Annotated in this window: 25 protein-coding genes; 10 read left to right on the forward strand and 15 right to left on the reverse strand. The window is 63.6% G+C overall.

What is annotated here, in order from left to right; all coding sequences use genetic code 11:
* Positions 1-43: 43 nt before the first annotated feature.
* From K3F49_RS03170 to K3F49_RS03180, 3 genes are all read right to left on the reverse strand, one after another.
* Positions 44-3724 carry a tetratricopeptide repeat protein gene (locus K3F49_RS03170; protein ID WP_234679433.1) on the reverse strand — a complete coding sequence of 1227 codons (3681 nt, stop codon included), beginning with the start codon at positions 3722-3724 and terminating at the stop codon, positions 44-46.
* A 265-nt stretch (positions 3725-3989) separates the two neighbouring features.
* Positions 3990-4853, reverse strand: a complete 864-nt coding sequence (locus K3F49_RS03175; protein WP_234679434.1) for a tetratricopeptide repeat protein — start codon at positions 4851-4853, stop codon at positions 3990-3992.
* 86 nt (positions 4854-4939) lie between these two features.
* Positions 4940-5632 carry a FecR family protein gene (locus tag K3F49_RS03180; protein ID WP_234679435.1) on the reverse strand — a complete coding sequence of 231 codons (693 nt, stop codon included), beginning with the start codon at positions 5630-5632 and terminating at the stop codon, positions 4940-4942.
* 346 nt (positions 5633-5978) lie between these two features.
* Here K3F49_RS03180 and K3F49_RS03185 point away from each other — a divergent pair, with 346 nt between their 5' ends.
* Positions 5979-9323, forward strand: a complete 3345-nt coding sequence (locus K3F49_RS03185) for a VCBS domain-containing protein (protein ID WP_234679436.1) — start codon at positions 5979-5981, stop codon at positions 9321-9323.
* A gap of 42 nt (positions 9324-9365) precedes the next feature.
* Here K3F49_RS03185 and K3F49_RS03190 read toward each other — a convergent pair whose 3' ends face one another.
* From K3F49_RS03190 to fliL, 5 genes are all read right to left on the reverse strand, one after another.
* Positions 9366-9563, reverse strand: coding sequence for a hypothetical protein (locus tag K3F49_RS03190; RefSeq protein ID WP_234679437.1), 198 nt, complete (start codon positions 9561-9563; stop codon positions 9366-9368).
* A gap of 578 nt (positions 9564-10141) precedes the next feature.
* Complete coding sequence (locus K3F49_RS03195; RefSeq protein WP_234679439.1) at positions 10142-10900, reverse strand: MotE family protein; 759 nt, start codon at positions 10898-10900, stop codon at positions 10142-10144.
* 9 nt (positions 10901-10909) lie between these two features.
* A complete protein-coding gene (locus tag K3F49_RS03200; RefSeq protein ID WP_234679442.1) occupies positions 10910-11356 on the reverse strand; it encodes a DUF6468 domain-containing protein in 447 nt (148 codons plus the stop codon).
* Positions 11353-12555 carry a flagellar motor switch protein FliM gene (fliM, locus tag K3F49_RS03205; protein WP_234679444.1) on the reverse strand — a complete coding sequence of 401 codons (1203 nt, stop codon included), beginning with the start codon at positions 12553-12555 and terminating at the stop codon, positions 11353-11355. Before fliM ends, K3F49_RS03200 begins: the two co-directional genes overlap by 4 nt.
* A gap of 30 nt (positions 12556-12585) precedes the next feature.
* Positions 12586-13086 carry a flagellar basal body-associated protein FliL gene (fliL, locus tag K3F49_RS03210; protein ID WP_234679446.1) on the reverse strand — a complete coding sequence of 167 codons (501 nt, stop codon included), beginning with the start codon at positions 13084-13086 and terminating at the stop codon, positions 12586-12588.
* A 387-nt stretch (positions 13087-13473) separates the two neighbouring features.
* Between fliL and flgF the strand changes: the two genes are divergently transcribed.
* Genes flgF through flgH form a run of 4 tightly spaced genes read left to right on the forward strand, consistent with a single transcriptional unit; the run spans position 13474 to position 16958 of the window.
* Positions 13474-14235, forward strand: coding sequence for a flagellar basal-body rod protein FlgF (gene flgF, locus K3F49_RS03215; protein WP_234679448.1), 762 nt, complete (start codon positions 13474-13476; stop codon positions 14233-14235).
* Between the two features lie 16 nt (positions 14236-14251).
* Complete coding sequence (gene flgG, locus K3F49_RS03220; RefSeq protein WP_234679450.1) at positions 14252-15040, forward strand: flagellar basal-body rod protein FlgG; 789 nt, start codon at positions 14252-14254, stop codon at positions 15038-15040.
* 10 nt (positions 15041-15050) lie between these two features.
* Entirely contained in the window at positions 15051-16184 is a 1134-nt protein-coding gene (flgA, locus tag K3F49_RS03225; RefSeq protein ID WP_234679451.1) for a flagellar basal body P-ring formation chaperone FlgA, read from the forward strand.
* Between the two features lie 9 nt (positions 16185-16193).
* Positions 16194-16958 carry a flagellar basal body L-ring protein FlgH gene (gene flgH, locus K3F49_RS03230; RefSeq protein WP_234679452.1) on the forward strand — a complete coding sequence of 255 codons (765 nt, stop codon included), beginning with the start codon at positions 16194-16196 and terminating at the stop codon, positions 16956-16958.
* 165 nt (positions 16959-17123) lie between these two features.
* On the opposite strand, the gene K3F49_RS03235 is transcribed toward flgH, so the two are convergent.
* The 4 genes from K3F49_RS03235 to K3F49_RS03250 form a co-directional block, all read right to left on the reverse strand.
* Positions 17124-17903 carry a 2-keto-4-pentenoate hydratase gene (locus tag K3F49_RS03235; RefSeq protein ID WP_234679453.1) on the reverse strand — a complete coding sequence of 260 codons (780 nt, stop codon included), beginning with the start codon at positions 17901-17903 and terminating at the stop codon, positions 17124-17126.
* Positions 17904-18333: 430 nt separating this feature from the next.
* A complete protein-coding gene (locus K3F49_RS03240) occupies positions 18334-19143 on the reverse strand; it encodes a phytanoyl-CoA dioxygenase family protein (RefSeq protein ID WP_234679455.1) in 810 nt (269 codons plus the stop codon).
* Positions 19144-19410: 267 nt separating this feature from the next.
* Positions 19411-19776 (reverse strand): RNA polymerase-binding protein DksA, encoded by a 366-nt coding sequence (dksA, locus tag K3F49_RS03245; protein ID WP_008142458.1) that lies wholly within the window; start codon positions 19774-19776, stop codon positions 19411-19413.
* A 215-nt stretch (positions 19777-19991) separates the two neighbouring features.
* Entirely contained in the window at positions 19992-20603 is a 612-nt protein-coding gene (locus K3F49_RS03250) for an NAD(P)-dependent oxidoreductase (RefSeq protein WP_234679456.1), read from the reverse strand.
* Between the two features lie 133 nt (positions 20604-20736).
* Here K3F49_RS03250 and K3F49_RS03255 point away from each other — a divergent pair, with 133 nt between their 5' ends.
* Positions 20737-21108 carry a winged helix-turn-helix transcriptional regulator gene (locus tag K3F49_RS03255; protein ID WP_234679457.1) on the forward strand — a complete coding sequence of 124 codons (372 nt, stop codon included), beginning with the start codon at positions 20737-20739 and terminating at the stop codon, positions 21106-21108.
* Between the two features lie 12 nt (positions 21109-21120).
* Here the strand turns inward: K3F49_RS03255 and K3F49_RS03260 are convergent, their stop codons facing one another.
* Positions 21121-21534, reverse strand: coding sequence for a flagellar assembly protein FliX (locus K3F49_RS03260; RefSeq protein ID WP_234679458.1), 414 nt, complete (start codon positions 21532-21534; stop codon positions 21121-21123).
* A gap of 269 nt (positions 21535-21803) precedes the next feature.
* On the opposite strand from K3F49_RS03260, the gene K3F49_RS03265 reads away from it, so the two are divergent.
* The 4 genes from K3F49_RS03265 to K3F49_RS03280 all read left to right on the forward strand — a co-directional run bounded on the left by K3F49_RS03265 (position 21804) and on the right by K3F49_RS03280 (position 24341).
* Positions 21804-22928 carry a flagellar basal body P-ring protein FlgI gene (locus K3F49_RS03265; RefSeq protein ID WP_234679460.1) on the forward strand — a complete coding sequence of 375 codons (1125 nt, stop codon included), beginning with the start codon at positions 21804-21806 and terminating at the stop codon, positions 22926-22928.
* Complete coding sequence (flgJ, locus tag K3F49_RS03270; RefSeq protein WP_187434851.1) at positions 22928-23311, forward strand: flagellar assembly peptidoglycan hydrolase FlgJ; 384 nt, start codon at positions 22928-22930, stop codon at positions 23309-23311. Before K3F49_RS03265 ends, flgJ begins: the two co-directional genes overlap by 1 nt.
* Before the next feature lie 11 nt (positions 23312-23322).
* Entirely contained in the window at positions 23323-23820 is a 498-nt protein-coding gene (locus K3F49_RS03275) for a hypothetical protein (RefSeq protein ID WP_234679461.1), read from the forward strand.
* A gap of 161 nt (positions 23821-23981) precedes the next feature.
* Positions 23982-24341 (forward strand): hypothetical protein, encoded by a 360-nt coding sequence (locus K3F49_RS03280; RefSeq protein WP_234679462.1) that lies wholly within the window; start codon positions 23982-23984, stop codon positions 24339-24341.
* A gap of 3 nt (positions 24342-24344) precedes the next feature.
* Here K3F49_RS03280 and K3F49_RS03285 read toward each other — a convergent pair whose 3' ends face one another.
* Together K3F49_RS03285 and flaF are read right to left on the reverse strand one after the other, a co-directional pair.
* Positions 24345-24710, reverse strand: a complete 366-nt coding sequence (locus tag K3F49_RS03285) for a hypothetical protein (protein WP_234679463.1) — start codon at positions 24708-24710, stop codon at positions 24345-24347.
* Positions 24711-24722: 12 nt separating this feature from the next.
* On the reverse strand, positions 24723-25091 hold the full coding sequence (gene flaF / locus K3F49_RS03290) for a flagellar biosynthesis regulator FlaF (RefSeq protein ID WP_234679464.1): 369 nt from the start codon (positions 25089-25091) through the stop codon (positions 24723-24725).
* Positions 25092-25237: the final 146 nt, after the last annotated feature.

Raw genomic sequence — 25237 nt, forward strand, 5'->3', positions numbered from 1 at the left:
GTCTCGTTCGGCGCCTGTCGAGAGGCCAGACGTAGCAGGGTTCCTACCGCGTCATCTTGATCTGCCGCACGACGGGGATCGTCGGCAGCGAGCCGGTATGATCGGTCTCGTCCTTGGCCTGCGGGGCGGCGGGTGCGCGCGCGGTGGCGTCGGGGAAGCGTTGCTTCATCTCGCGGAGGAAGCCGTCGAGCGTGTCGACGCTTGCGGCGAGCTTTGCGATGTCGGCGAATTCGGCGCTGGAGCCGGCCGCCGGCTTGCTGGCGATGTCGAAGGCGAGCCGGTCGGCGCTCTCACTCATCAGAGGGGCATATTTCTCGCGGAAGCGCGACAGCCCGATGGAGTCGTCGGCCAGCGCATAGCCGACGGCGGCGCGGATGATGTCGCTCTTCTCCACCGCATTGAGCGGTTTGAAATCGCGGAAGCGCTCACCGTAATAGAGCTCGATCTGCTCGGCGGACTCGCGCCAGCGCCGCGCGGCCCAGAAGATGTCGGACCGCAACCGCAGCACCTCGCGACCACTGACGTTGGAGACGATGTCGAGCGCGAGGTCATGGCGGCCGACGTCGCTCTGTGCGCGCGCCTCGAGCAGCAGGCGCTGCTGCCGCAATTCGCCGGAGAGGTCGCTGATGCGGCTCGCGCGCAGCGCCGTGATAGCCATGTCGGGCTTGCGGTTGGCGAGATAAATCATGGCAAGGCGCGCGGCGACCTGCGCGCGCGCTGCACCTTCGAGACGGTGGTCGACCTGGTATTGCAATAGCTCGGCTGCCTGGTCGAGCAGATCGATCGAGGCGAGACGATCGGCCAGGCGGCGGATCAGCTCGTCGCCGCGGCGGCCGATCGGTGTCAGTTCGCGGAACTCGTAGAACATCCCGAGCGCCTCGACCGGCGGCAGTTCGTCGCCCTTCGGCCCCAGGAATATCTGCGTAAACAGATCCGACGCCAGATCCTGCGCCTGGCGCGAGGCTTCCGCGTTCGGCTGCAGCTTGGTCGCGGTACGCGCGGCGGTGAGCGCGTCGCGATAGCGCCCGTTCTCGGAATAAAGCTGCGACAGCATCTGCAGCGTCTTGACCTCGATCGCGTCGCCGCGCCAGGTCATCGACAGCGTCTCGAGCTCCTTCAGCGCGTCTTCCTTGCTGATCTCGTCGCGCTTCTGCCGCAGCGCGACCTCGAGCTGCTTGGCCTCTGCGGCCGCCGGCCGGTCGTCCGAGGCGACGGCGAATTTGTAGTCGTCGAGCGCATCCTTGTCGTGACCGAGCGCCTCGGCGAGGCGGCCGCGCAGCACGGCAAAGCCGGGCGCAGCCTCCGGCGACACGCCGACCACCTCGATCTCGCCGCGGCGCTTCGAGGCGCCGGCATAGTCCTTGACCTCGAGCGAGGCGCGCATCGCATCCATCGTCACGATGCGCTGGATGTCGAGCGGCAGCGAGGCGATGGCGAATTCGACATTCTTGAATTTCTCGCGCGCTTCGGCCCATTTGCCCTGGCGCGCATAGGCAAGTGCCTTCCAGAGCAGGGAATCGTGGCTGTTGCCGATCACGGGATTGGCGAGATCCTTCAGGCCCAGCGCCGGCCGCCCGATCAGGATGCTCGAGATCGCATGCATGATCAACGCGCTGCTCTCCTCCTTGTTGAGAGGATCGCTCAGCATCAATTCGGTCACGGACTTGGCTTCGTGATACATCGCGCGCGACATATAGAACTGGGCGAGGTCGAGCCGCGGCAGCGAACGCTGCGCCGGCTCGACGGCCGAGATCGCCATGATCAATTCGCTCTGGCGCGTCCAGAAATCTTCCGACTGGCCCTTGCGCCAGCCCTCGGGATTGAAGACCGGCCGCACCGCCGTCGGTGCGCGCTCGGCCGAAACGTCGACCGGCGACAGCGTCAGGCCGCCCTTCTTGCCGAGAATCACCTTGTCCGATCCAATCTCGACGCCGACCTCGTCGGAGTTCGGCCGGATCGCGATGCCGTGGGCGGATTCCAGCAGCGAGAGATCGACGAGATCCTGCCGCTTGATGAAGCCGCGGACCGGCCGCTGCGCGGTGACGACATAGAGCATGTCGCCGGCATCGGGGTCGGTCAGCTTGTGCAGCAGGCCCGGATTGGCAAAGGGGATGGCGATGTTGGCGAGCGCGGGATCGGTGATGTTGCGCGACATCATCAGCGGCAGCGGCGTTGCCTGGATCTTGTCGGCGAGCGTCAGCAGCCAGTTGGTCTCCTTGCCGACCTCTTCGCTGCTCAGCGAATAGACCAGCGGACGGGTGAGACGGATGCGCACCGCCTGCCCTTTTTCGAGCGGCGTGCGGCTGACCTCGCCGATCATCGCCCCGCCTTTGGTGCGGATCGCCTCGACGTCGATCGGCTTTGGCGTGTCGAACACCAGCCACACCGTGTCGCCGCGGCGGAACGCGGCGGCCGGCGTTGAGACCTGAAGCGGGAACGTCACGCGCAGGCCGTCGCTGTCGCGGCGCGCATCGACGCTGGCCGCCGCGGGCGGTGGCGCAGCCTGGGCTTCGACGGGCGCTTCCTTGGGCGCTTCCTTAGGCTCTTCCTTGATCGGCTCCTTAGCTTCCTTCACGGGCTCTTTGGGCGCTTCCGTGACGTGCGGAGCTTCGGTCGAGGTGATTGCCGCCGCCGGTTTCGGCGCCTCGGCAACCGGCATCGCAGCGGGCGCTTCCGGCTTCGCCTCCGATTTCACCTCGGGCGTTACCTTGATCTTGGCTTCGCGCGCGATCGCCTCCGAGGTCGGCGGCTTGATCTCGCCATGGGCGTCCTTCGGCTTCGCGGCCGCCGGCTTTTCAGCGGCCGGCGCCGGCGCGTGACCGCCGGCTTCGGCCTTCGCGATCGCGGCTTCAGGCGTTGCGGCCGTCTTGCCCTTGTCGGGCTGGAAGGCGATGTCGACGACGTAGTTCTTGTCGTCGCGGAAGGAGTGCACGTCGGAATCGCCGATCAGCGCGATTTCGATGCTGGTCTGGTCGATATCGGACTTCTGCTTGATCGACGCGACGTTCGGCGGCGCTGCTACGACGGCATCGGCGAGGTCGAAGCTGAGATTGGCGTTGAAGGCGAGCGTCAGCTTCTGCTCGTTGAGCACGGAGGAGACGCCGACGCCGTCGGGCATCTCGAACGCGAAGCGCACGAAGGTCGGCTGTATCGAGGCGCGCACACGGATCGGCGGACGCTTCTTGCTCTCGGCTGCGGCGCGCTGGGCGCGCAGCGCACGCTCGGCGGCACGCGCACGCTCGGCAAGTTCCTTGACCACCTCCTGAGGCAGGCTCGGCGGCGGCCCCTTCCAGCCTTCCGGCATCAGATCGATGAAAGTGCGCTCGCCGGCATTCATGGTGTTGACGGTGACGCGCCGCGCCAGCGACAGCCGGATCGCGCTGCCGTCGGGGTCGCGCCGGGCGGAGTTGACGTAATCGGGGGCGCCTTCCGGCACGCGATCGACGGGAACGTCGACGGGGCGCTCGAAGCGGATGACGAGGATGGAGCCCGCGGTCGTGACCTCGGAGGGAACGTCCTCGCCGAGCTTGATCACGAGACGGGCAAAGCCGCCGCTGGCCGAAAAGCTCGCCTCGCCCCGGACCGTATCGGCGGCATGGGCAGCAGTATTAAGGCCGATCAACGCGCAGGCGCCTAGTAAGACCGCCTTGTGGACATGGCGCCACAGCCCCAGCGCCAAGGCGCGGGCTCGCGACACAAATCCAGCGGCAGCCTCTCGCGCCATTGGCGGCATTTCTTCCGGTTCGACGGGTCTACGCCGGCACTGGTGCCGGCCCACACCTTCGAATGTAGATTTTCGCAATTAAGGACTTGTTAATGCTGTATTGATGACTTGGGCTACCGCGGCGCGCCGAGAGACTTGGCTCGAGAGCTGAGACCGAATCTGGGTGCAAGCGGTTAATGAGCTACTAACACTCTGACCGCCCGTCCGGCGATCACCGTCGTCTCAACGATAATCGAGGTGCGGAAGGCGGAGCCAGGTCGCGAACTCAGTCGTAACCGACGCCATAACGCGCGAAGTCGTCGCCGATATTGCCTTGAATCGTCTTGGCAGACGAAATGTCGGAATCGCCGCCAATCCGGTCGCCTTGCTTCAGCTTAGCAAGCCCCCGTCCGAACAGCGCACTCGCCAATTCGGGGGCGGCTCGTAAAGCAGAATTATAATCATCGATCGCCGCACCGAACTCGCCCATCTTCAGATGAATCAGCCCACGCGAGTCGTACACGGCAGCGCTGGTCGACCCCGATTGAAGCACTCTGTCGCAGTCCTCCAGCGCCGCCGGCCCCGCGCCGAGAACGGCCCGAACCCAGCATCGTCCGCTCCATGCGGCTTGCAAGTCGGGCTGGAGACGAATCGCCTCGTCGTAATCGTGCGCCGCGCGCCGGTAATCATTTTTCTTCAGGTAGGCCGCGGCGCGATTGACGAAGGCACCTCCGTAGTGAGGGTCGAGCTTGATCGCATCATCAAAGGCGCCGATCGCGCGCTCATAGTCGCCTTTTCTCAAGTGAGCCACACCACGGTTGTTGTAGGCCTTTGTGTATGCCGGATTGAGCTCGATCGACTGGTCGAAATCGCGGATGGCTTTGTCGAGATCGCCCATCGCGGTGTAGGCATTGCCACGATTGTTATAGGCGATGGCAAAGGCTGCCGTCGTACCTTGATGCGCCGTGATGAAGGCCGTGCAGGCGCCGATTCGCGCATCAGGCGGAATGGTATCACGCCCGTTGCACAGCTCGATATTCCCGAGATAGCTGCCGCCCACCTTGGAATCCTGAGCCGCGACCGGCAAGCCAAACAACAGCAGGATGGCAACCGGCACTCCGCCTTTGCCAACGGACAATCCTGGTTTCATGTCAGGCCCCCGATCTTCCGAGATCCGGCGCTTGCGCGGGCTAGAACCAATCCTAGAGCCCGGTTTTGATGAAGCTGAAAAACGCTCTAGCACCCTCGGCAGATGTTCAGATTGAGTCTGTGCTCGGCCTTTTGCTCGGGTCGTGGCGATCCGGCCGCTCCGGACTTCTTGGTATATTTGCTCTTGCCCTCTTCGATGAGGGTGGAAAACCTGGTGGCGCCGTCATCTGAAATTTCGACGTGAGGCGTGGTGCCCCGAATGCCCATCGTGGCGACTGGCGTGTCGACCTTCATATCGCCGGTTTTCGCAACCGCACCGGCGACAAAAACGAACGTGCCCCTGGTCAGGTTGATGACGCTCGAGTTGGACTTGCCATTTGGATCGTAGACGAATTCGTCCAACTTCATGCGGGCATTGCTCGCCAGGTTGAACGAAGTTCCATCGACAAAGTTGATGCCGACCCGTCCATCGACACCGGTGCTGACCACATCGCCGATATAGACGGGATCGCCAATCTTGGTCTGGATGGGTTCGCCCGGGGCGTTCGCCTGGACTATGACAGCGCCAGCATGCTCGATGGCGACCGGCCCGGTGGCTGCCACAACTTTCCCAATTGGCTTCGATGCCGAGTCCAGAACGGCAGGCCGCGGAGAATCGCTCTGCGCATGAGCTGGATAGGGTGAAGAGCCGGCCAGCACGGCAACGAGGCCTGCAGCTAAGATGTTCATCCCATGCATGCCCATGACTCCCCATTTTCTGAAGATATTGTCCTTGAGCATTCGAACGGCTGCGACATCGTCGGCGAAAGCCGTCGCACATATTGGCAGAGCCCGCGCGACTCGCCACCTAGCCAAATTGGGTACCCCGAATGGCTAACCCCAGGCGCGAAAGAACCACTATCCGAGCTCGGCAATTTCAAAGATTTTTTTTGCGGGAAAGCCGTGCCGCCCGGCGAAACGACAGCAATTCTGTCGTGACCAACCGGGGCGGAACTCTTGGACACCAGGACCTTCAGCGGCACTGGCCGAGGTTGCCTGCGCAAATTGCTCCTGATCGCGTAACGCGGCAAGCCAGCAAAGATGCGGCAACGCCGAGGCCCGACCGCTTGGCTGTCGAGGTTGAACAATGCCGGTCACGTCCGCTGCAGGGCACGGGGACGAGCGCGAGGCCACTACGGTCCGGCATTCCCGACCAAAGATGGCAAAGCGCGGTTTCCTCGGTGGAACGATCGCAAACATTCGTGAGCGGGCTCCGGCGGGCAGCTTCTGGACGCTGTCGCTCACGGCGTTGCTCTTCTCCGCTCTCAAAGAGGCGAAGGCCTCAGACCCGAACGTAACGCTCCTCGATGACGATACGCTTTCCTACAAGGATCTGGCCCACGGCGTGTTCGAACTCACGACCAAGGAGGCTGTCCCGCGGCACATCATTGTCGAGGACCCCGGACAAACGGTCATCCTGAACAAAGTCGGCTCCGGGCTTTCCGTAAACCAGCTCGAGAACAGCCCGTTTCGCATGGAGGAGCTGCGAGCGGCCCAACAGGAGGCGCTCGCCAATTTCGCAAAGGGGTATGGCACGAACGGATCCGGCACTCCTCCGTTCGTCGAATCTCTGCCACTGGAGCCGATCCATTTCATACCGCCCGATGCGCCCGCGGCGCCAAACGCGCTGCCACCGATTCAGCCGATCGTCATTCCCGAGATCTTGATCATACGGACGCCGCCAACTCTGAACGCTCAGGCTGGACCGCTCGAGCTCGACACTGCCGTGTTTGATACCTTCACCGCGACGAGCGGAACATTCAGCGCCAGCAGTCCAAGCTCCAACGTCACGCTGACTTTTTCCATCAGCGGAGGCGCCAGTGGCAATACCGTGCTGGATGGAGTGACCTATGACGTATCGAAAACCGGTCCTTACGGCACGCTTTTCCTGAATGGTGCGACTGGCGCCTATACTTTCGTTCCCGATAGTGCTGCGATCAACGCGCTGAAGGCCCCGACCTCCGAAGCTTTTTCAATCATCGCGACGGACGGGTCGCTCTCGGCCAACCAGATTTTCACGATTGCCATCAACGGAGCCAACGACGCGGCGATCATCGCTGGCACGACAACCGGTTCTTCGCTCGAATCCGGCGGCGTCGCCAATGCGGCATCGGGCGGACCGGCCGCAACCGGCAAGCTCTCGGCTGCCGACGTCGACGATCCCGCCAACACCTTCGCGGCAGTCAATTCGCCGACGCAGAGTGCACACGGCTACGGCACCTTCACAATAACCGCGGATGGCGTCTGGACCTACACGCTGGATCAGTCCAACAATTCCGTACAGGCCTTGAACGTTGGCCAAACGCTGACCGATACCTTCACGGTGACCAGCATCGACGGCACCCCACAGTTGATCACCATCACGATCAATGGCGCCAACGATGCGGCCGTCATTTCCGGCACAGCGACCGGCACGGTGACGGAAGCCGGGCATGAGAAGTGCGAGCCGTCAATCGCGACCGGCCAGCTTACCGATACGGATGTCGACAATATTCCGAACAGCTTCACACCGGTGACCTCGCCAAGGGCGAGCGATCACGGCTATGGCTGTTTCAAGATGACGGCCGACGGCGTCTGGACCTACACGCTCGACGACAACAATTGCACCGTGCAGGCGCTGAACGTCGGCGACACGCTGACCGACACCTTCACGGTGACCACCATCGACGGAACCGCGCAGTTGGTGACGATCACCATCCACGGCACGAACGATCCGGCCATCATCCGCGGCTGCACCACTGGTTCGGTGACCGAGCCCGACTGCGAACACAACGGCAGGCCGGCGGCGAGCGGCAGACTGACTGACACCGACGTCGACAATCCGCCCAACACGTTCACGGCAGTGGCCTGCCCGACACGGAGCGCGGGCGGCTACGGTACGTTCACGATGACCGCGGCAGGCGTGTGGACCTACACGCTCGACACGGCAAATTGTGCCGTGCAGGCGCTTCATTCCTGCGAAACGTTGACCGACACCTTCACAGTGACCTCCATCGATGGCACGGAACAGTCGATAACGATCACAATCCACGGCGCCGACGATCGCGATGACTTCGGCCATGGGGCCGCATCGGCGTTCTATACCGCCGATCGGTCCCACGTCTCCGCGACCTCGGACAACGATACGGCAGCGGGAGATGCTGCCGTCAACCAGGCGGCGGATGCCAGCAGTCGCGACGGCGCCGTCAGCGATCTCAGCGGTGGTACGCCGCTGCGTGAAGTCTCAGCGGAGAGCACTGATGGTATCGCCGTCTCCGCAAAAAGCCCGGATCATGACAAGATCGGTACAAAAGACGATTGCAATACCTGTCTCGGCGGATACGCACACGATAGTCTTGTAGGCAGCTATAATGCTGATCATTTCGTCTTTGCCTCGATATCGGGTTCCCGAGAAGCTCGACCGGACTTCGCCCCCAGCTCCAAATCGGAATCTGATCGGACCGACCTCACGGCTCTCGGCGCGCTCACATTCGTCGTTCTGGCCCTCGACCCCTCCAGCACGACGGTTCCGGCCCATACGATCGCCTGGCTCTATGACAGCTCGGCAAACCAAACCATCGTCTACGTCAATCCGACCGATCAACCCCTGAGCATCGGCGACTCCAGTCTCGTGGAAATCCATCAAACTGGTTTTTCCACCGTTCAGCTATCCGATTTCGTAGTCGCGCCAGAAACGTCGGCTCACGCGATCGGAGCCGAACCGGCCAATCTGGACCCGGGCGCCGGCAACGAGGCGACGAGTAGCGCGCCGACGACAAGCGACGTCTCATCGGGCGAGATCCAGATCCTCCGCGATCGCGCCGTCCCGATCGGCGGGCACGACAACGTACAATTCGCGAAAGCGAGCGGCTGCGCATCCGATGCCGGTTGCGAACGAATTGTTCTGATCGAGCACACTCGGTTCGTTCACTCCGACGAGGCGAAAGCGCATTTGAACGAAGCCGGCGACGGGAACACTGCGGGATCCCCGCCGAGCAAAGACCCGCCCGTCGACCAGCTTCATCACACAGCATCACCTCCGGAGGACAAGTTTGTCTTCGGCCAGCCGCCGACGCCCGGCAGCGGCAACGAGACCGCGCCCGCTGAGGAACGTCCTGTCGTGGCGAGCGGCGAAGGCTCGATCACTTCGCCGGAGGCCGTGTCGGCGACGCCTATCGAGGCGTCACATCACGGTCTTGCTTCGGTTCACGTTGAGGGCTCATTTCGCTTCAAACACCCCGGCTCTCACGGGTCTGATTTCATCAACCCGGAGCCGGAGCACGCCGCGGCGTGGACGCGAGCTGGTGCGGACGCCGAAGCACACCAAAGGTCGACGACGCAAACGAACGAGCTGTCGGTGCACTGGCACGAGGCGGCCGAAGCGTCCGCCACCGAGCCACGACATTGGGGATTTGGCGCGGCTGCGCACGCAGCGCACGACCTGATCGTGTGATGGTGCCCCGGGGCGACGCGACCCTGCAGAGTGCGACACCGCCTAATCCAGCTCTCGGATGCGATCCGCCGCAGCGGAATTGTCCTGCGAGAAAACTTCGCCGGCGCCATCGGTTTCGTCCGGGGGCGGCAATACGTGCTGATGATTCAGCGTGGATGTCCAGGCGCACGTCATTGCAGCGATGAGCAGACGGTTGACGGCCTCGATTGCGCGTTCCGCTGCGGACGAGCAGTAGTTCATTGCTCCCTCCCGCGCCGCTGATTTACGAATGCGTCAAGCTAGGACTGCCCGCACAAAACAAGTGTATTTCAGTTCACATTTGCACGCGTCAACTCATCGCACCTTTACAAGGTGAAGCTCGCATCCACTGCATCCGCAACGCGAATCTGCGGCACAGCTCGGCTCGCAGCGACGGCGAACTGATCAACGGGGTTGGTGGATTGCCGCGCGCGCCTCGTACAACCCCCGAGCCATTGCGGACAATGAGCGACTCAGAACGAGATGATGACGTCGCCGCGACGCGAATTCGGATTGGTCATTGGGGGTCGATCGATGCGCGGAGAAGCCGATTGCATTGTGTGCAGCAGAGCGAGAGCACTGGTGGGCGTCGTTCCAATCGCTGGCGGATACGCCATGAAGCTTTATGAATGCGCGGACTGCCACAGCACGCTTAGTCTCGTGACCCGGGTCGCGAACGTGGCGTTTGTCAGCCCGCAATTGAAGACGGCTCTTCCCGGCAAGGCTGGGCTGAGCTGACGACGGCCAACCCGGTCGCACGCACCGCTCACCCGGCGCCTGCGAAGTAGACGCGCAAGCCCTCAATTCGGCTTTTGCGTCGGCTTGCCGTCGATCTTGGGGAGATCACCGGCGGAAGCAGCCTGATCGCCGCCTCCATTGGCGCGGCGGGCCATCTCGACGGTCAGCCGCTCGGCGGCTTCCGACGACATCAGTCCCAGGATATCGGACATCTTGCGCGGGGCGATCGCCGAGGCGATCTCGATCAGCACACCCATTTCCAGGCGGTCGAACACCCGCGCGGCGTCCTTGGGCTTCATGCTCTCATACATGGTCACGAGGCCCTTCAAGCGCTGGGCCTCGGCGGCCTTCTGCTCAGCCTGGGTCGCGGTGATGCGGGATTCCACCGCCTTCATCTCCTCGACCTTGCCCTCGATGCGCTTCTCGGCAGACTTCAACAGGTTTTCGCGGATATCGATCTCGCGCTGGCGGGACTCGATCTCCTGGCGGCGCGCCTGCAGGCGTTCCAGGATCGCGCGCTCCGAGGCCGAGACCTGCGGCTGGGCCTCGTCCATCTTGACAGGGGTGCCCTCGAGCTTGGTCTCGGGCGCGGCCGGCGTCGGCGCTTCCTTCGGCGCTCCCTGCGTCGAGCCGGTGATGTCGGGGTCCTCGCCTCCGGGAAAATTCAAATTCTCCTGCGCCCAGGACTTCTTCAGCGCTTTCGGCTGGTAGTCGAAGACATAGCCGCCATTGATCACGAGGCCCGCCACTTTCAGCGTGGCGAGACCTGCGACCGCAACCAGGACGACCGGAATGACGCGGATGTTACGGAAGGACTTCATATCCTGACTTTATGCGGCAAGACCGTTGGACCTTCGGCGCTCCGAGAAGGCCTCAGCGGCCGCGGCCACCGCCTTCGCCGCCGACGGCTTGGCGACAGGGGCGGCTGCGGCTTCCGGATTCGTGACGGGGCGCGCCGCGATCGCGATCTTGGAGAGGCGGCGCACCACGTTGTCGGCTTCGCCGAGCTGTTTGTGGAGCTGGTCGGACATCTGCGTGGCGGCAGCCAGCTGGCTGCCGAGATTCTCGTTGACGTCGCGCACCGCGAGCTTGAGTCCGCCGATCGCGCGCTCGGCGATCTCGGTCGCGGTGATGAGCTCGCCGATGACAGCCTTCAGCGAATGCTCATCCGCCTTCAGCCGCGTCAGCCGCTTGTTGAGCAGGATGCAGTAGCCGATCGTGAGCATCAGCAGGATAGCCACCAGCGTCTCGATCGCCATTCCTAGGGAGTGGTTCATGGGGCCTCCATCAGCTTGTTCTGTTCGTCCACCTTCTCGAACATCGCAAGTGTCGTACTTGGCTTGCGCAGGGGTTTCGTCACGCGGATCGCAACGCGCTCTCCGACCCGACCCATGCGTCCTTCGGTGATCGTGACGTCGCCGCAGCGCACGGTGACGTTGGCATCGGCGCGCATGTCCAGCGGCAGCGTGTCGCCGACCTTCAGCCGCATCAGCTGCTTGAGCGGAATATCGGCCTCGTAGAGCACGGCGTCGACGGAGATCTCGGCCTGGTTGATCTCGGTGGCAAAATGCCCCTCCCAGATCGTGTCGCGGCCAAACTTTTCGCCCATGAACATCTGGAGCAGGACGGCCCGGATCGGTTCGATGGTGGCGTAGGGAAGCAGCAGCTCGATGTTGCCGCCGCGATCTTCCATGTCGATGCGCAGGCGCACCAGGATGGCAGCGTTGGCGGGACGGCTGATCGCGGCGAAACGCGGGTTGGTCTCGAGCCGGTCGATCGTGAAGGTCACCGGCGACAGCGGCCGGAACGCCTGTTCGGCATCGGCCAGCACCACCTCGACCAGGCGCTTGACCAGCTCGGTCTCGATCGTGGTGTAGGGCCGGCCCTCGATGCGGAGCTGGCTCGCGCCGCGGCGACCGCCGAGCAACACGTCGATCATCGAATAGATCAGGCTGGAGTCGACCACCGCCATGCCGAAATTGTCCCACTCCTCGGCCTTGAACACCGAGAGCACGGCAGGCAGCGGGATCGAGTTCATGTAGTCGCCGAAGCGCACCGAAGTGATGCGGTCGAGCGAGACTTCGACGTTGTCGGAGGTGAAATTGCGCAACGAGGTCGTCAGCAACCGCACCAAACGGTCGAAGACGATTTCGAGCATCGGCAGGCGCTCGTAGGAGACCATCGCCGAATCGATGATCGCACGGATGCCGGAATGGTCGTCGAGCGTGACGTCGCCGACGGTGAAGCCGAGGAGATTGTCGATCTCCTCCTGCGACAGCACCCGCTCGCCGGAATTCTTGCCAGTTCCGAGATCGCGGCTGCCATCCTCGACCATGGCCGCCCATTGCAGGGCCATGGTCTCCGAGAGTTCGTTTTCGGCAGCAGCCTTCGCGGCCTCCGCGGGATCCTCGGAATCGAGCGACGCCTCCCATTGGGCGGCAATCGCATCCTGGTCCATCTGCTCGTTGCCGGCCATGACGCTAGCCCGTACCCTTCCGCAGCATCCTCACTGGAGCACGACTTCCTTGAACAGCACCGCGCTGACCTGGACCGGCGCGACCGCGGCGTTGACGCGCTTGGTCAGCTCTTCCTTGAGGCGGAAGATGCCGGCCGAGCCGTTGAGGTCGGAGGAGCGCAGCTCGCGCACATAGGTCTGGAAGATGTCGGTGACGCGCGGCATCGTCGGCTTGATCGCCTCGACCTGCTTCTCTTCCTTCAGCTCGAGCACGATCTTGAGCTTCAGATATTGCACGCGTTCGCCGGGCGCGCCGGCGAGGTTGACCATCATGTCGGGCACTTCGACGAATACCGGCGGCTTCGGCGGGAGCGCGGCCTCGGCGTGATGCTCGGCGTCGCCATGACGGAAGAACAGGAACCAGGTCGCCGCACCGCCGCCAAGCACGAGCAGCGCGCCGACGAGGATCAGGATCAGCTTGAACTTGCTCTTGGGGGCAGCGGCTTCCGCGCCTTCGGCGGCTGCGCCGCCTTCCGCTTCATTCTCTGCCATGATCGTCCGGGCTCGCTCATCTCAAAAAGTGCGAAAGAGCGAAGCCTCCTGGCAGACAGTGACGCGATACAAATGCCCCAGCGCAAAGCGCTCCTCTTACAAGCAAACGCTACGGTAATAATGGTTAACGGAACCTTTCGATTGGGCCTCAGCTAGGAAAAATCTGCCGGGCAAACATGGCTAACAGAACCTTTCTGCCCCCCGCCCGCGCCGCCGGAAAACAGCCAAACCATTGTAACTCCATATTATTTCGAGTTGGCACGGCTTTCGCTGAGAGAGAGGGGCGAGACCGAACGGTTTGGGAGAACCCGACGGCCTCGTTCACGGGATCGGCCAAGGCGCTTGGGAGAGCGAAATGGCGGATCTCACGCAAGGGGAGATTGACCGATGCAGAATGCGCTTCTGATCGGCTTGTCACGGCAGATGACGTTGGAACGGCAGATGGATGTCATCGCCAACAACGTCGCCAATGCCAACACCAACGGCTTCAAGGCCGACCATTCGCTGTTCGAGGAATACCTCAACTCGAACGCGCATGAGGACAATTTCGTCAGCTCCGACCGCCGGGTCTCCTATGTGCAGGACCGCGGCACTTACCGCGACGTCGGCCAGGGGCCGATGGAGGCGACCAACAACCCGCTCGACATGGCGATCAACGGCAACGCCTTTTTCGCCGTGCAGGCCAATGGCGCCGAGCGCTACACCCGCGACGGCAAGTTCGCGCTGAGCAGCACCGGCCAGCTCATGACCTCCGACGGCAATCTCGTGCTCGGCACCGGCGGCCCGATCGTGTTCCAGCCGACCGACCACGACATCAACGTCGCCGCCGACGGCACCGTGACCGTGCTCGAAGGCACGGCCAAGATCGACTCGATCCGCGGCAAGATCCGCATGGTGACGTTCGACGATCCGGCCAAGCTGATCAAGCTCGGCGCCAATCTCTATGGCGCCGGCTCCGCCAACCAGCAGACCGACAGCAAGTCCACCCTGCAGCAGGGCTACATCGAGAAGTCGAACGTGAATTCGGTCGGCGAGATGAGCCGCATGGTCGAGGTGATGCGCAGCTACACCGCAGTCGCCAACCTGCTCCAGCAGCAGAGCGACCTCCACAAATCGGCGATCGAAAAGCTCGCCGACGTTCCGGCCTGATTAGGGGACCATTGACATGCAAGCGCTCCACACCGCTGCGACCGGAATGGCGGCACAGGAACTGAACGTTCAGGTGATTTCCAACAACATCGCCAACCTGCGCACCACCGGCTTCAAGAAGCAGACCGCGGCGTTCCAGGACCTGATCTACGAACACGTCCGCCGCGTCGGCGCGCAGGCCTCGGACCAGGGCACCATCCTCCCGGTCGGCGTCGACATCGGCGGCGGCGTCAAGACCGTCGGCACTCCGCGCAGCATGACGCAGGGCACGCTGTCGCAGACCGGCAACGACCTCGACCTCGCGATGTCCGGCGAAGGCTTCTTCAAGATCCTGATGCCCGACGGCACCTACCAGTACACCCGCGACGGCACGTTCCAGATGGACAACCAGGGCCGCATCGTCACCGCCCAGGGCAACCCGGTGCAGCCGACCATCACGATCCCGAACAACGCCTCGGGCATTACCGTCAACGAGCAGGGCCAGGTGACGGTGACGCTGCCGGGCTCGTCGAGCAACACCGTTCTCGGCCAGATCGGCGTGACCCGTTTCATCAACAAGGCGGGCCTGCAGCCGGTCGGCAGCAACCAGTTCACCGAGACGACCTCGTCCGGCGCGCCGCAGGACGGCACCGCGAACTCCGAAGGCTACGGTAAGATCACGCAAGGCAGCCTCGAGCAGGCCAATGTCGACGTCGTCTCGGAAATGAGCGACCTGATCGCCGCGCAGCGCGCCTACGAGATGAACGCCAAGGTCATCAGCGCCGCCGACCAGATGATGCAGTCGACCACGGCGTTGTTCCGCTGAGGTGATGACCATGATCCGCACCACACTCATCACCGTCTCCGCCCTGCTCGTGCTGGCATTGCCGGCGCAGGCCGCCGACGACGGCATCGCCGTGCCGACGCTGCGTGCCAGCGTCACCGTCACTTCCGACGTGGTGCGGGTCGGCGACCTCATCGACAACGCCGGCTCGGCCGCGCTGATCGCGGTCTATCGCTCGCCCGATCTCGGCACCACCGGCGCGCTGCCGGTTGCCCAGGTCCTCAGCGTGCTCCGCGCCAAGCAGGTGATCGGCGTGATGACCGGCGACATCAAGGAAGTCCAGGTCACGCGGCTTGCCCGCACCTTGGCCAACAAGGATCTCGAAAACGCGGTCGCCTCCGCGCTCGAGCGCCGCTTCGGCCTTGGCGACGCCGCCAACATCGCCGTGACCTTCGACCGCGGCGTTTCCGACATGCGGCTCGATGCCTCCAACACCGGCGCGCTGCAGCCGGTCGCGACCCGCTACGACGCCCGCAGCGGCCGCTTCGACCTCGCCTTCGAGATCAACAACGACAGCAACCCGGCGCCGACCAAGCTGCGCTTGACCGGCACTGCGATCGAGACCGTGGAAGTCGCCGTCCTGACCCGCGACATCGAACGCACCGAGGTGCTGAAATCCTCAGACGTCGCGCAGGAGCGACGGCCAAAGGCCGAAGTGCCGGGCGAGGCCGCCACGCGCGACCGTACCGTCGGCATGCAGCTCCGCCGTCCCATGCGCGCCGGCACGCCGATCCGCGCCGCCGACATCGCCAAGCCCGAATTCGTATCGCGCGACCAGAGCGTCACCGTCATCTACCAGGTCCCCGGAATCTACCTCACCACCCGCGGCAAGGCGATCGAGAGTGGCGCCGAGGGCGACACCGTGAGCGTGCTCAATCTGCAGACCAAGCGTACGCTGACCGGCGTCGTCACCGCCCGTGGCCAGGTGACCGTGCAGGGCGCCAGCCAGTCAGCGCCGATGGAGACTGCGGTCGAGCAGACCTCCTCGCTCAGGCGTGACGAAGCGCCCGCCCCCGTCGACACCGCAGCTCTCCTCCGAAATCTGGTCCAGGCGCCAGCGTCGCCGGCCCAGATCGCAGAGGCCCAGGTTCCGCAAGCTCGCGTCGCGCAAGCTCCAGCCAAGTAAGAGTAAGTCATGTCCGCTTTCAGTTCGGGTTCCCGTCTCCCTCGCGTCATGCTCTCCGGCCTGCTGCTCGCCACTTGCGCGCTCGCAAGCGGCTGCTCCTCGATCGACCGCCTGTCGCAGATCGGCGAGCAACCGAAACTGTCGGCGATCGACAATCCGACGACGCAGCCCGGCTACAAGCCGGTGCAGATGCCGATGCCGAAGCCGGAAGTCGCCTCCTACAATCCGAACTCGCTGTGGCGGAACGGCAGCCGCGCCTTCTTCAAGGATCAACGCGCGACCCATGTCGGCGACCTCCTGACGGTGACGGTCAACTTCACGGACAAGGCCAACATCGCCAACGAGACCCAGCGCAGCCGGACCAGCAAGGAAGATTCAGGGGTCACCGACTTCATCGGCAGCCAGACGATCACGCAGCCGCTGAAGATCCTGCCCGGCCGTATTCTCACCACCGACTCGACGTCCTCCGCTGACGGCAAGGGCTCGGTTCAGCGCCAGGAAGCCTTGCAGACCAACGTCGCCGCCGTCGTGACCCAGGTGCTGCCGAACGGCAACCTCGTGGTCGAAGGCAAGCAGGAGATCCGCGTCAACTACGAAATCCGCGAGCTCGTGGTCGCCGGCATCGTCCGTCCCGAAGACATCCAGAGCGACAACACCATCGATTCCAGCAAGATCGCGCAGGCCCGCATCGCCTACGGCGGCCGCGGCCAGATCACGGACGTGCAGCAGCCGCGCTACGGCCAGCAAGTCATGGACGTGCTGCTGCCCTTCTAAGTCTCTCCCGAGCTCCCACATCGTGTTCGCGAACCTAGGCGCGAACGACGATGTACGACGCGGCCCTCGCCAGCTCCCCTGGCGAGGGCCGCATGTATTTTGGGGTGGCGTTGCCTCAAATGCCGTCATTGCAATGACGGAGAATGTCGGAGCGCTGTGCGCCCCTTACGTAAACTCCGCCTCCACCGTCCCCAGCCCATCCAGCTCCATCCGCACCTTGTCGCCGGCTTTCAGCCACAGCGTCTTCACCAGGCTTCCGGTCAGCACGAGCTGTCCCGCATGCAAACCCTTGCCTTCGGCGGCGAGGTGGTTGGCGAGCCAGGCGAGTGCGTTGTGGGGATGGCCGAGCACGTCGGCGCCGGTGCCGTGGCTGACCTCCTCGCCATTGACGAGGGCGCGGCCCTTGACGGCCTTCAGGTCCGGCACCGACGAGCGCGGAACGGAGGCGCCCAGCACGCAGCCGGCAGCGAAGAAATCGTCGGCGATCAGCGTCGGCGCGCCCATCGTCTCCCATTTCACGTAGCGGTCGTCGACGATCTCGATTGCGGGATGATAGGCCTCGACGGCCTCACCGACCCACTCGGCCGTGAACGGCGCCTCGCCGGCGGCGAGGTTGCGCTTGAGCCGCACGGCGATCTCGCACTCGACGCCGACACGGACATAGTCGGAGGCCGTGAGCTTGACGCCGCTGTCGTGCAGGCCCTTCTGGAACACGCCGCCGCCGCAGGGGTGCGGGATGCCGATATAGTCCTGCATCACCTGGCTTGTGCAGCCGATCTTGTAGCCGACGAGCGGTCCGACATTCTTCAACAGAAGATCATGCAGCGCGCGCTGAACCTCATAGCCCTCGGCTTCATCGGCCGGCGGAACCTCGAGCGCCGCGAGCGGCGCATGGTTGCGCCGCGCCAGCGCGATCGCCTTTGCGGCTTCGAGAATTTTGTCCATCGGCGCCGCCTCCCACGCTACGCACTCCAGAGCGGCACTTCAGCACCCCCGCCCGCGCCTGACAAGCGCCGCTCACCCCTTTACCGGGACGATTACGGGACGCCACCGGCGCTTAAGGAAATATTGAGTTGGTCCAGGGCTTATGGAGAAGCGCACCTTGGCCGTCTCGCCGGTGCCACACGAGGCCCTCAGTGCAGCGATGCGTGAAGCCGCTGCACCGCCGCCTGAAGATGCCGGTCGATCTCCTTGATGCGACTCGCAAAACCTCCCGCATCTAAAGTTAAGGCTGTTTCTCATCCGAACTCATGTGAGCTCCCAGGAGTAGACCTTAGGTCCTTGATCGCGATTCGCTTTTGCGATCCGCGAAGAGGTGCGCCATGTCGTAGCGCCTGAACCGGCACCACGACATGACGACCTCAATCTGGCCGCCTCAGTGGCGGCCAAGCGCGATACGGATCGCGATCTCGACTGGCGAGTAATCGCCATCGGAGCGTTCGAGCCGGTACGGCTCGGCCGGAGGCAGATCCGGCTGCGCCATGAAGCGCGGCGTCTTTCCGCGATGCTTTTGCGCAGCATGCACCAGGAAGGGGTGACACAGATAAACCGTTCCGGCCTCGCCGGTCGCCAGCGCGAGCGGGCAATCGGCGCCCATCTCGTCCAGAACCATGCGCGACCGTCCGGCCTCGCCCGCAGGCGCCAGATAGCGCGCCATCGGCATGTGCGAGCCGACCCTTATCCGCGTCGGCGCATCGTTCTCGCCGACATCAGAGAAAAGGAACAGCATCAACAGCGCGCGGCCGCGCGAGACAATATTGGCCCGCCACGCCGAGAAGTCGCGCCGCTCGTTCGGATCGCAGTCCTCACCGGGAAAGCTGAGGTCGATATGCCAACCGGCGTCGCCGGGATCATCGGGATGCGGGAAGCGCACCGCGAAGGTGCCACCGATGTCCCTGCGCGGCCGCCAGCGGCCGGGTCCGACGATCTGGTCGAACGCGCGATGCAGCACCTTTGTGTTGGCGATCTCCGGAAACGGCGGATTGCCATAGCCGGAGAGCCGGATCACCGGACGCGTCCAGGTCAAGGGATCGTGCTCGCTGCACGGCAGATCGCGCCACAGGATGGCGCGGCCCTGCTCGGCGAGCGCGCGGGGAAAGGCGTTGTCGATTCGGACAAAGCCCTGTTCGATGAATTGCGCAATTTGTGCAGCGCTGAGCGCACGCGAGTCGTCTCGATCGGTCATGATTGTCTCTCAAGCTGTCGCCAGCGGTCGTCGGTCCACGTCATGCGGAACCTGGCCGGCTCATTCGGTTCACTGGAATCCCGCGCGCGAACGCTAGCGGGCTCGATCAGCGCTTCCGTGCGGAAGCGGGATCAGCCCAGGAAGAAAACCGAAGCGATATTGAGAGTGCAAATCATCATGGCGGCGCGAATCTACGCGCCAAACCAGCGGCGCTCAAGCGGCACCGTGAGCCCAAAATCAAAGAGCCGCATCGCTGCGGCCCGGACTCTATTCGTCGCGATAGACCTTCTCGCGTTTCTCGTGGCGCTCCTGCGCTTCCACCGAGAGCGTCGCGATGGGCCGGGCTTCGAGCCGCTTCAAAGAGATCGGCTCGCCGGTGTCCTCGCAATAGCCGTAGGTGTTGTCCTCGATGCGCTGGAGCGCGGCGTCGATCTTGGCGATCAACTTGCGCTGGCGGTCGCGGGCGCGGAGTTCGATGGCGCGGTCGGTTTCGGACGATGCCCGATCGGCGAGATCGGGATGGTTCACGTTCTCCTCCTGCAGAGCCTGCAGGGTGAGCTTGGACTCTTTGAGGATCTCATCCTTCCAGGCGAGGAGCTTCATACGGAAGTACTCCTTCTGCCGGTCGTTCATGAAAGGCTCTTTTTCGGTCGGTCGGTAGTTTTTCAACTTTTCCAAGGGCGGCCTATCTTCTTAAGCAACGACTCGTGAACGGAACGGGGTCCGCTGAGCCGGGGCTTATATAGCTACCCCATGTGACAGACAATATTTCCTTAATAGCGCAGTTAGCGCCCCCAAGCCCTTGCACAGGAAGGTTTATCCGCAAGAGCCCGGGGGCGGTCAAAAGCCTAGTAGCCGACCGTGAAACGCTGCCCCAGATGGGCCGGCTTCTCGATCTCATCGGCGAGCGCGATGGCGTAGTCGGCGAAGCTGATCCAGCTCTTGCCGTTCGCATCTGCGAGAAGCTGATCGGTCCCAAGCCGGAACTTGGTGGTGCGCTCTCCCTCGATGAACAGCGCCGAGGGCGAGAGGAAGGTCCAGTTCAGCTCCTTTTCCTGCCGCAGCAGGTCGAGAAAGGCCCCACCCGCCTCCGCCTCGGCCTTGTATTGGGCCGGAAAATTGGGGGTTGTGACCAGTTTGACGCCGGGAGCGACCTCCAGGCTGCCGGCGCCGCCGACGACCAGGTAGCGCCCAACCTTGGAATCCTTGGCCGCGCCGATCAGCTTGTGCGGATCGCTCGCGAGGAAGTGGACGGAACTGATGGCGACATCGTGCCCGGCCCAGAGCTTGGTCAGGCCGGCCTGGTCGAGCACGTCACCCTTGGCTGGCGTGACGTTCGGCAGGTCTGCGATCTTCTCCGGGTTCCGGGCAATGGCGGTGACGTCATGGCCGCGGCGGGACAGTTCCTTGGTGATCTCCGAACCGGCCCGGCCCGAGGCGCCGGCAACTGCGATTTTCATGGAAGGCTCCTTCGCTTTTGTAGTAACCAATGGTGACTAGATATCGCAAAGGATGCTGGTGTTAAGAGAGCACTTTGTGCTTACCTGATTACGCAGGAGTTACCGTCAAGAACGTCGAGCATGAGGAATTGAGATGAAACCCAACGTCTATGCCGCCGATTGCCCGACGCGCCAGATCCTCGATCGCGTCGGCGACAAATGGGCCGTGCTGATCCTGTTGCTGCTGCGCGAGGAGCCGATGCGCTTCAATCAGTTACGCCGCACGATTGAAGGCATCTCGCAGAAGATGCTGAGCCAGGTTCTCAAGTCGCTCGAACGCGACGGCCTGATCAAGCGCCGCGCCATCGCGACCGTGCCGGTGACGGTCGAATATTCGATCACGCAGCTTGGCGTGACTCTCGCCGCCGCGGTCGATCCGTTGCGCGATTGGGCCGAGGAGAATCTGAAAGACGTGCTCGCCGCCCAGCGCCGCTACGATTCGCAGCAGAAGGAGGAAGCGGCGTAAGGGGGATGACGATCAGCCCTGCCCGGCCTTCGCCAGCTCGACCTCGACGCGCAGCTCGATCTCGGACAGCACGGAATCGAGACCGGAATCGCCGGAGGACGATTTCAGGTTCGCAGCCGCATCGCGCAGCCGCATCACCGTCGACGCATCGAGATTGCCGGACAAGAGTCCCATCTTGAGATCATCGAGCACGTCGAGCGCGGTCTTGCCGCGGGCGACCGAGCGCTTGCGGCGCTCGATCGGATCTTCCTCGATACCTTGCAGCGCGAGCAGCCCGTCGATGTTGGTGGTGGCCTTCGGTGCGCCGGTGCTGCGCGTCTCCTGCGCCGACGACGTGTCGGGCAGCACGAAGGTGCCCGAGCTCGTTCGCCTGGCCTGGCTGGCCGGCGTTCCAAGCGTGGTGCCATTCGGTCCGTAGATGCGCATCGAAGCAATCCGGGTGATCGATGCGCCACATTCGCCGCTTTATGGTTAACGGGACGTAAACGGCCCGGCAAAATCTGCCGGGAGGCGGCAGTTTCGCTCCTCAAGGCGAATGCCGGCTGGCGCAATCCGAAGAGATTTATTTCAACCTATTCAATCGACTAACCCATCTGCCCCGTGTTGGCACAGCGCTCGCAAGGAAAGCGTCGGACCAGCTCGTCATGGGAGTGTCGCAGATGGTCCGAGATATGGGGAGCCTCGGGGAGCAGAGGATGCCAGGCGTTCGTTGGGTGAAGATTCTTGGGGTGGCCTGCGCCGCGCTGTCAGCGCTGGCGCTCTCGGTCGCGTCTGCGAGTGCGACTTCGCGCATCAAGGATCTCGCCAATATCGAAGGCGTGCGGCAGAACCAGCTCATCGGCTACGGCCTCGTCGTCGGCCTTAACGGCACCGGCGACACCCTCAACAACATTCCCTTCACCAAGCAGTCGCTGCAAGCGATGCTCGAGCGCATGGGCGTCAACATCCGCGGCGCCACCATCCGCACCGGCAACGTCGCCGCCGTGATGGTGACCGGCAATCTGCCGGCCTTCGCCACGCAGGGCACGCGCATGGACGTCACCGTCTCCGCGCTCGGCGATGCCAAGGATCTGCGCGGCGGCACCCTGCTCGTCACCCCGCTCCTCGGCGCCGACGGCAACGTCTATGCGGTCGCGCAGGGCTCGCTCGCGATCTCCGGCTTCCAGGCCGAAGGCGAAGCGGCGAAAATCGTGCGGGGCGTTCCGACGGTGGGCCGCATCGCCAACGGCGCCATCATCGAGCGCGAGATCGAATTCGCGCTGAACCGGCTGCCGAACGTGCGGCTCGCGCTGCGCAACGCCGATTTCACCACGGCTAAGCGCATTGCGGCGGCGATCAACGACTATCTCGGTGTCAAGAGCGCCGAGCCGATCGATCCCTCGACGGTGCAATTGACGATTCCGCCGGAGTTCAAGGGCAACGTGGTCGCCTTCCTGACCGAGATCGAGCAGCTGCAGGTCGATCCGGATCTCGCCGCCAAGATCGTCATCGACGAGCGCTCGGGCATCATCGTGATGGGCCGCGACGTCCGCGTCGCCACCGTCGCGGTTGCGCAAGGCAATCTCACGGTGACGATCTCCGAGAGCCCGCAGGTGAGCCAGCCCAACCCGCTGTCGCGGGGCCGGACCGTGGTCACGCCGCGATCGAGCGTCGGCGTCACCGAGGACGGCAAGAAGTTCGCCGTCGTCAAGGACGGCGTCTCGCTGCAGCAGCTCGTCGACGGCCTCAACGGCCTCGGCATCGGCCCACGCGACCTCATCAGCATCCTCCAGGCCATCAAGGCCGCGGGTGCCATCGAAGCCGACATCGAGGTGATGTGATGCAAACCGGCATGCTCAACACCGCGCACGTCGTCACCGCTGCGCTCTCGAACCCCGCCTTCTCCGTGGAAAGCCGCAACGGCCGCCCCGATTTCGAGCTCGCCGCAGCGTTGCAAAAGGTCTCGCCGCAGCAGCAGGCGAAGACGCAGAAGACCGCCACTGACTTCGAGGGCATGTTCCTCAACAGCATGTTCGCGCAGATGACCTCGGGGCTGAAGGGCGAAGGCCCGTTCGGCGACACGCCGGGCACCGGCGTCTGGCGCTCGATGCTGACCGAGCAATATTCCAAGAACTTCGCCAATGCCGGCGGCGTCGGTGTCGCCCGCGACGTCTACCGCACCCTGATCATGCAGCAGGCCAAAACCACTCTTCGTACGGCATAAGGTCAAACGAGATGAACCACTTCAACGCGTCCCGTCAGCCGATGCCAGCGCAGCGCCCGCACAACACGCCCGAGAGCGCCGCTGCGCGCAAGGTCGCCGAGGACTTGATGGACGCGATGAGCGCCCTGCTTGGCCTGATCGAGCGCGAAACCGAGCTCGTCCGCGCCGGCAAGGTCCGCGAAGCGATGGCGATGGAGAGCCAGAAACAGGAGCTGTCGCGGCGCTACGTCGGCGCCGTCAGCCAGTTGAAGGCGAACCAGGCGCAGCTTTCGAAATCCGCGCCCGAGCTGCTCTCGACGCTGCACCGCCACCATGACGCCTTCCGCGCCATGCTTCAGGTCAATCTCACCGTGCTCGCGACCGCGCATGCGGTCTCCGAGAGCGTCGTGCGCGGCGTCAATGCCGAGATCCAGAAGCGCAACGTGCCGAACACCTATACGGCGGCGGGACGCCGCGCCACGCCTGGCCCTCGTCACATCACGCCGCTCGCGGTCAGCCGCACGCTCTGAGCGCAGACAAAAGAACTCCATCCAATTTTACGAAAAACCACGCGGGCAAAGCGTCGCACGGTTAGTCACGTTTGCTTACCCGGTGTTCAATCCTGGTGTTCCATGGTTGCGTATTGAGAGGGGTTGGGATTTGACTCACACGAGGCAACCAGGAGGCTGCCATGAGTACAGATTTCAGCATCAGGCCGGTGGGGATACCGGCCCCGGTACAGATCGTCACGACGTCGAATTCGGCGGCGAACGATGCCGTGCAGACCGATTTGCCGGCGAGCCAGACGGTCGCCGCGAGCGATACCAGCGCGGCTGCGAGCAATGATCTGCAGAGCAATGCGAACATCTCGCGCCAGGTCGTGTTCGACCAGGCGTCCGCATCCATGGTCTTCCAGGTCGTCAACGACCGGACCGATGCCGTGGTCAATCAGTTCCCCGACGAGGCGATGCTGCGCCGGCGAGCCTATTTCCATGCACAGGATCTGAAGTCCGAGCCCACGCGTCCGCTCAATACGGACCTCAGCGCTTGACGATCACGTAGCGCGGGTCGCCACCGCCGTATCGAGATAACTTGAGCCGGTCGCGGGATCAGTCACGACGTTCCTGACCTGTGCCTTGCCGTCACCCGTCAGAATGAACTTCGTGTTGCCGAAGCGAAACGACGAATCCTTGATCAGCACCTGTTGGTACTGCGACGTACCGGCGCTCTCGTAGTGGACCTGTGCCCGAAAGCCGCTGACCTGTGAAATGTTGAGCGAGAACTTCTTGCCGTCGGGATAGGTGCCGGTCCAGTTGCCCTGATAAAGCGTGGAATCGACCGCCGCATATTTCGTGTTGCTCGGGACCGACATGCCGGCCGACTTATACGAGCTCGACAGAATGCTCATCAGGTCAGCCACGACAAACCTCCGTCACGCGCGGCCGGACAGACCAGCAGCGATATTCCTGTTGATCTCGATCAGCGGACGGAAGTGATCGAGCTGCGGGCTCATCTGGAGCGCTGCAGTCTGGCTCAGCACGAACACGCTGATGTTGGCGATCTTCTGCCGGACGTCGAGCGGCTGCGGGTTGTTCTCGCGCATGGCTTCGCTGAGGAAGATGGTCCAGAGCTTGCGATTGAACATCAGCGCCTGCGTGGTCTGCTCACTGAAGGGATCAGCGGCGTTGATCGCGTCCTGGAGCTTGTTGGCTGCCTTCAGCAGGGTCTGCGCCTCGACGTCACGAGGAGATGCGGTGGTCGTTGCAACACGCGCGTAGGCCGAGGCAGCGGAATTCGACATCAATCACCCTGGAAGTTACCTAGCCCATTGAATGCGCTTAAGGATTTCTCGCCCAACCCTAAGCAGCACCGCTTAAAAATTTGCTTACGTGCACAGTTGGAAGCACTCCGGACTATTACGGGTCAGAGAGTCTTCTCGCGAGGTTA

It is taken from the genome of Bradyrhizobium monzae (genome assembly GCF_021458635.1).
Taxonomy (GTDB): domain Bacteria; phylum Pseudomonadota; class Alphaproteobacteria; order Rhizobiales; family Xanthobacteraceae; genus Bradyrhizobium.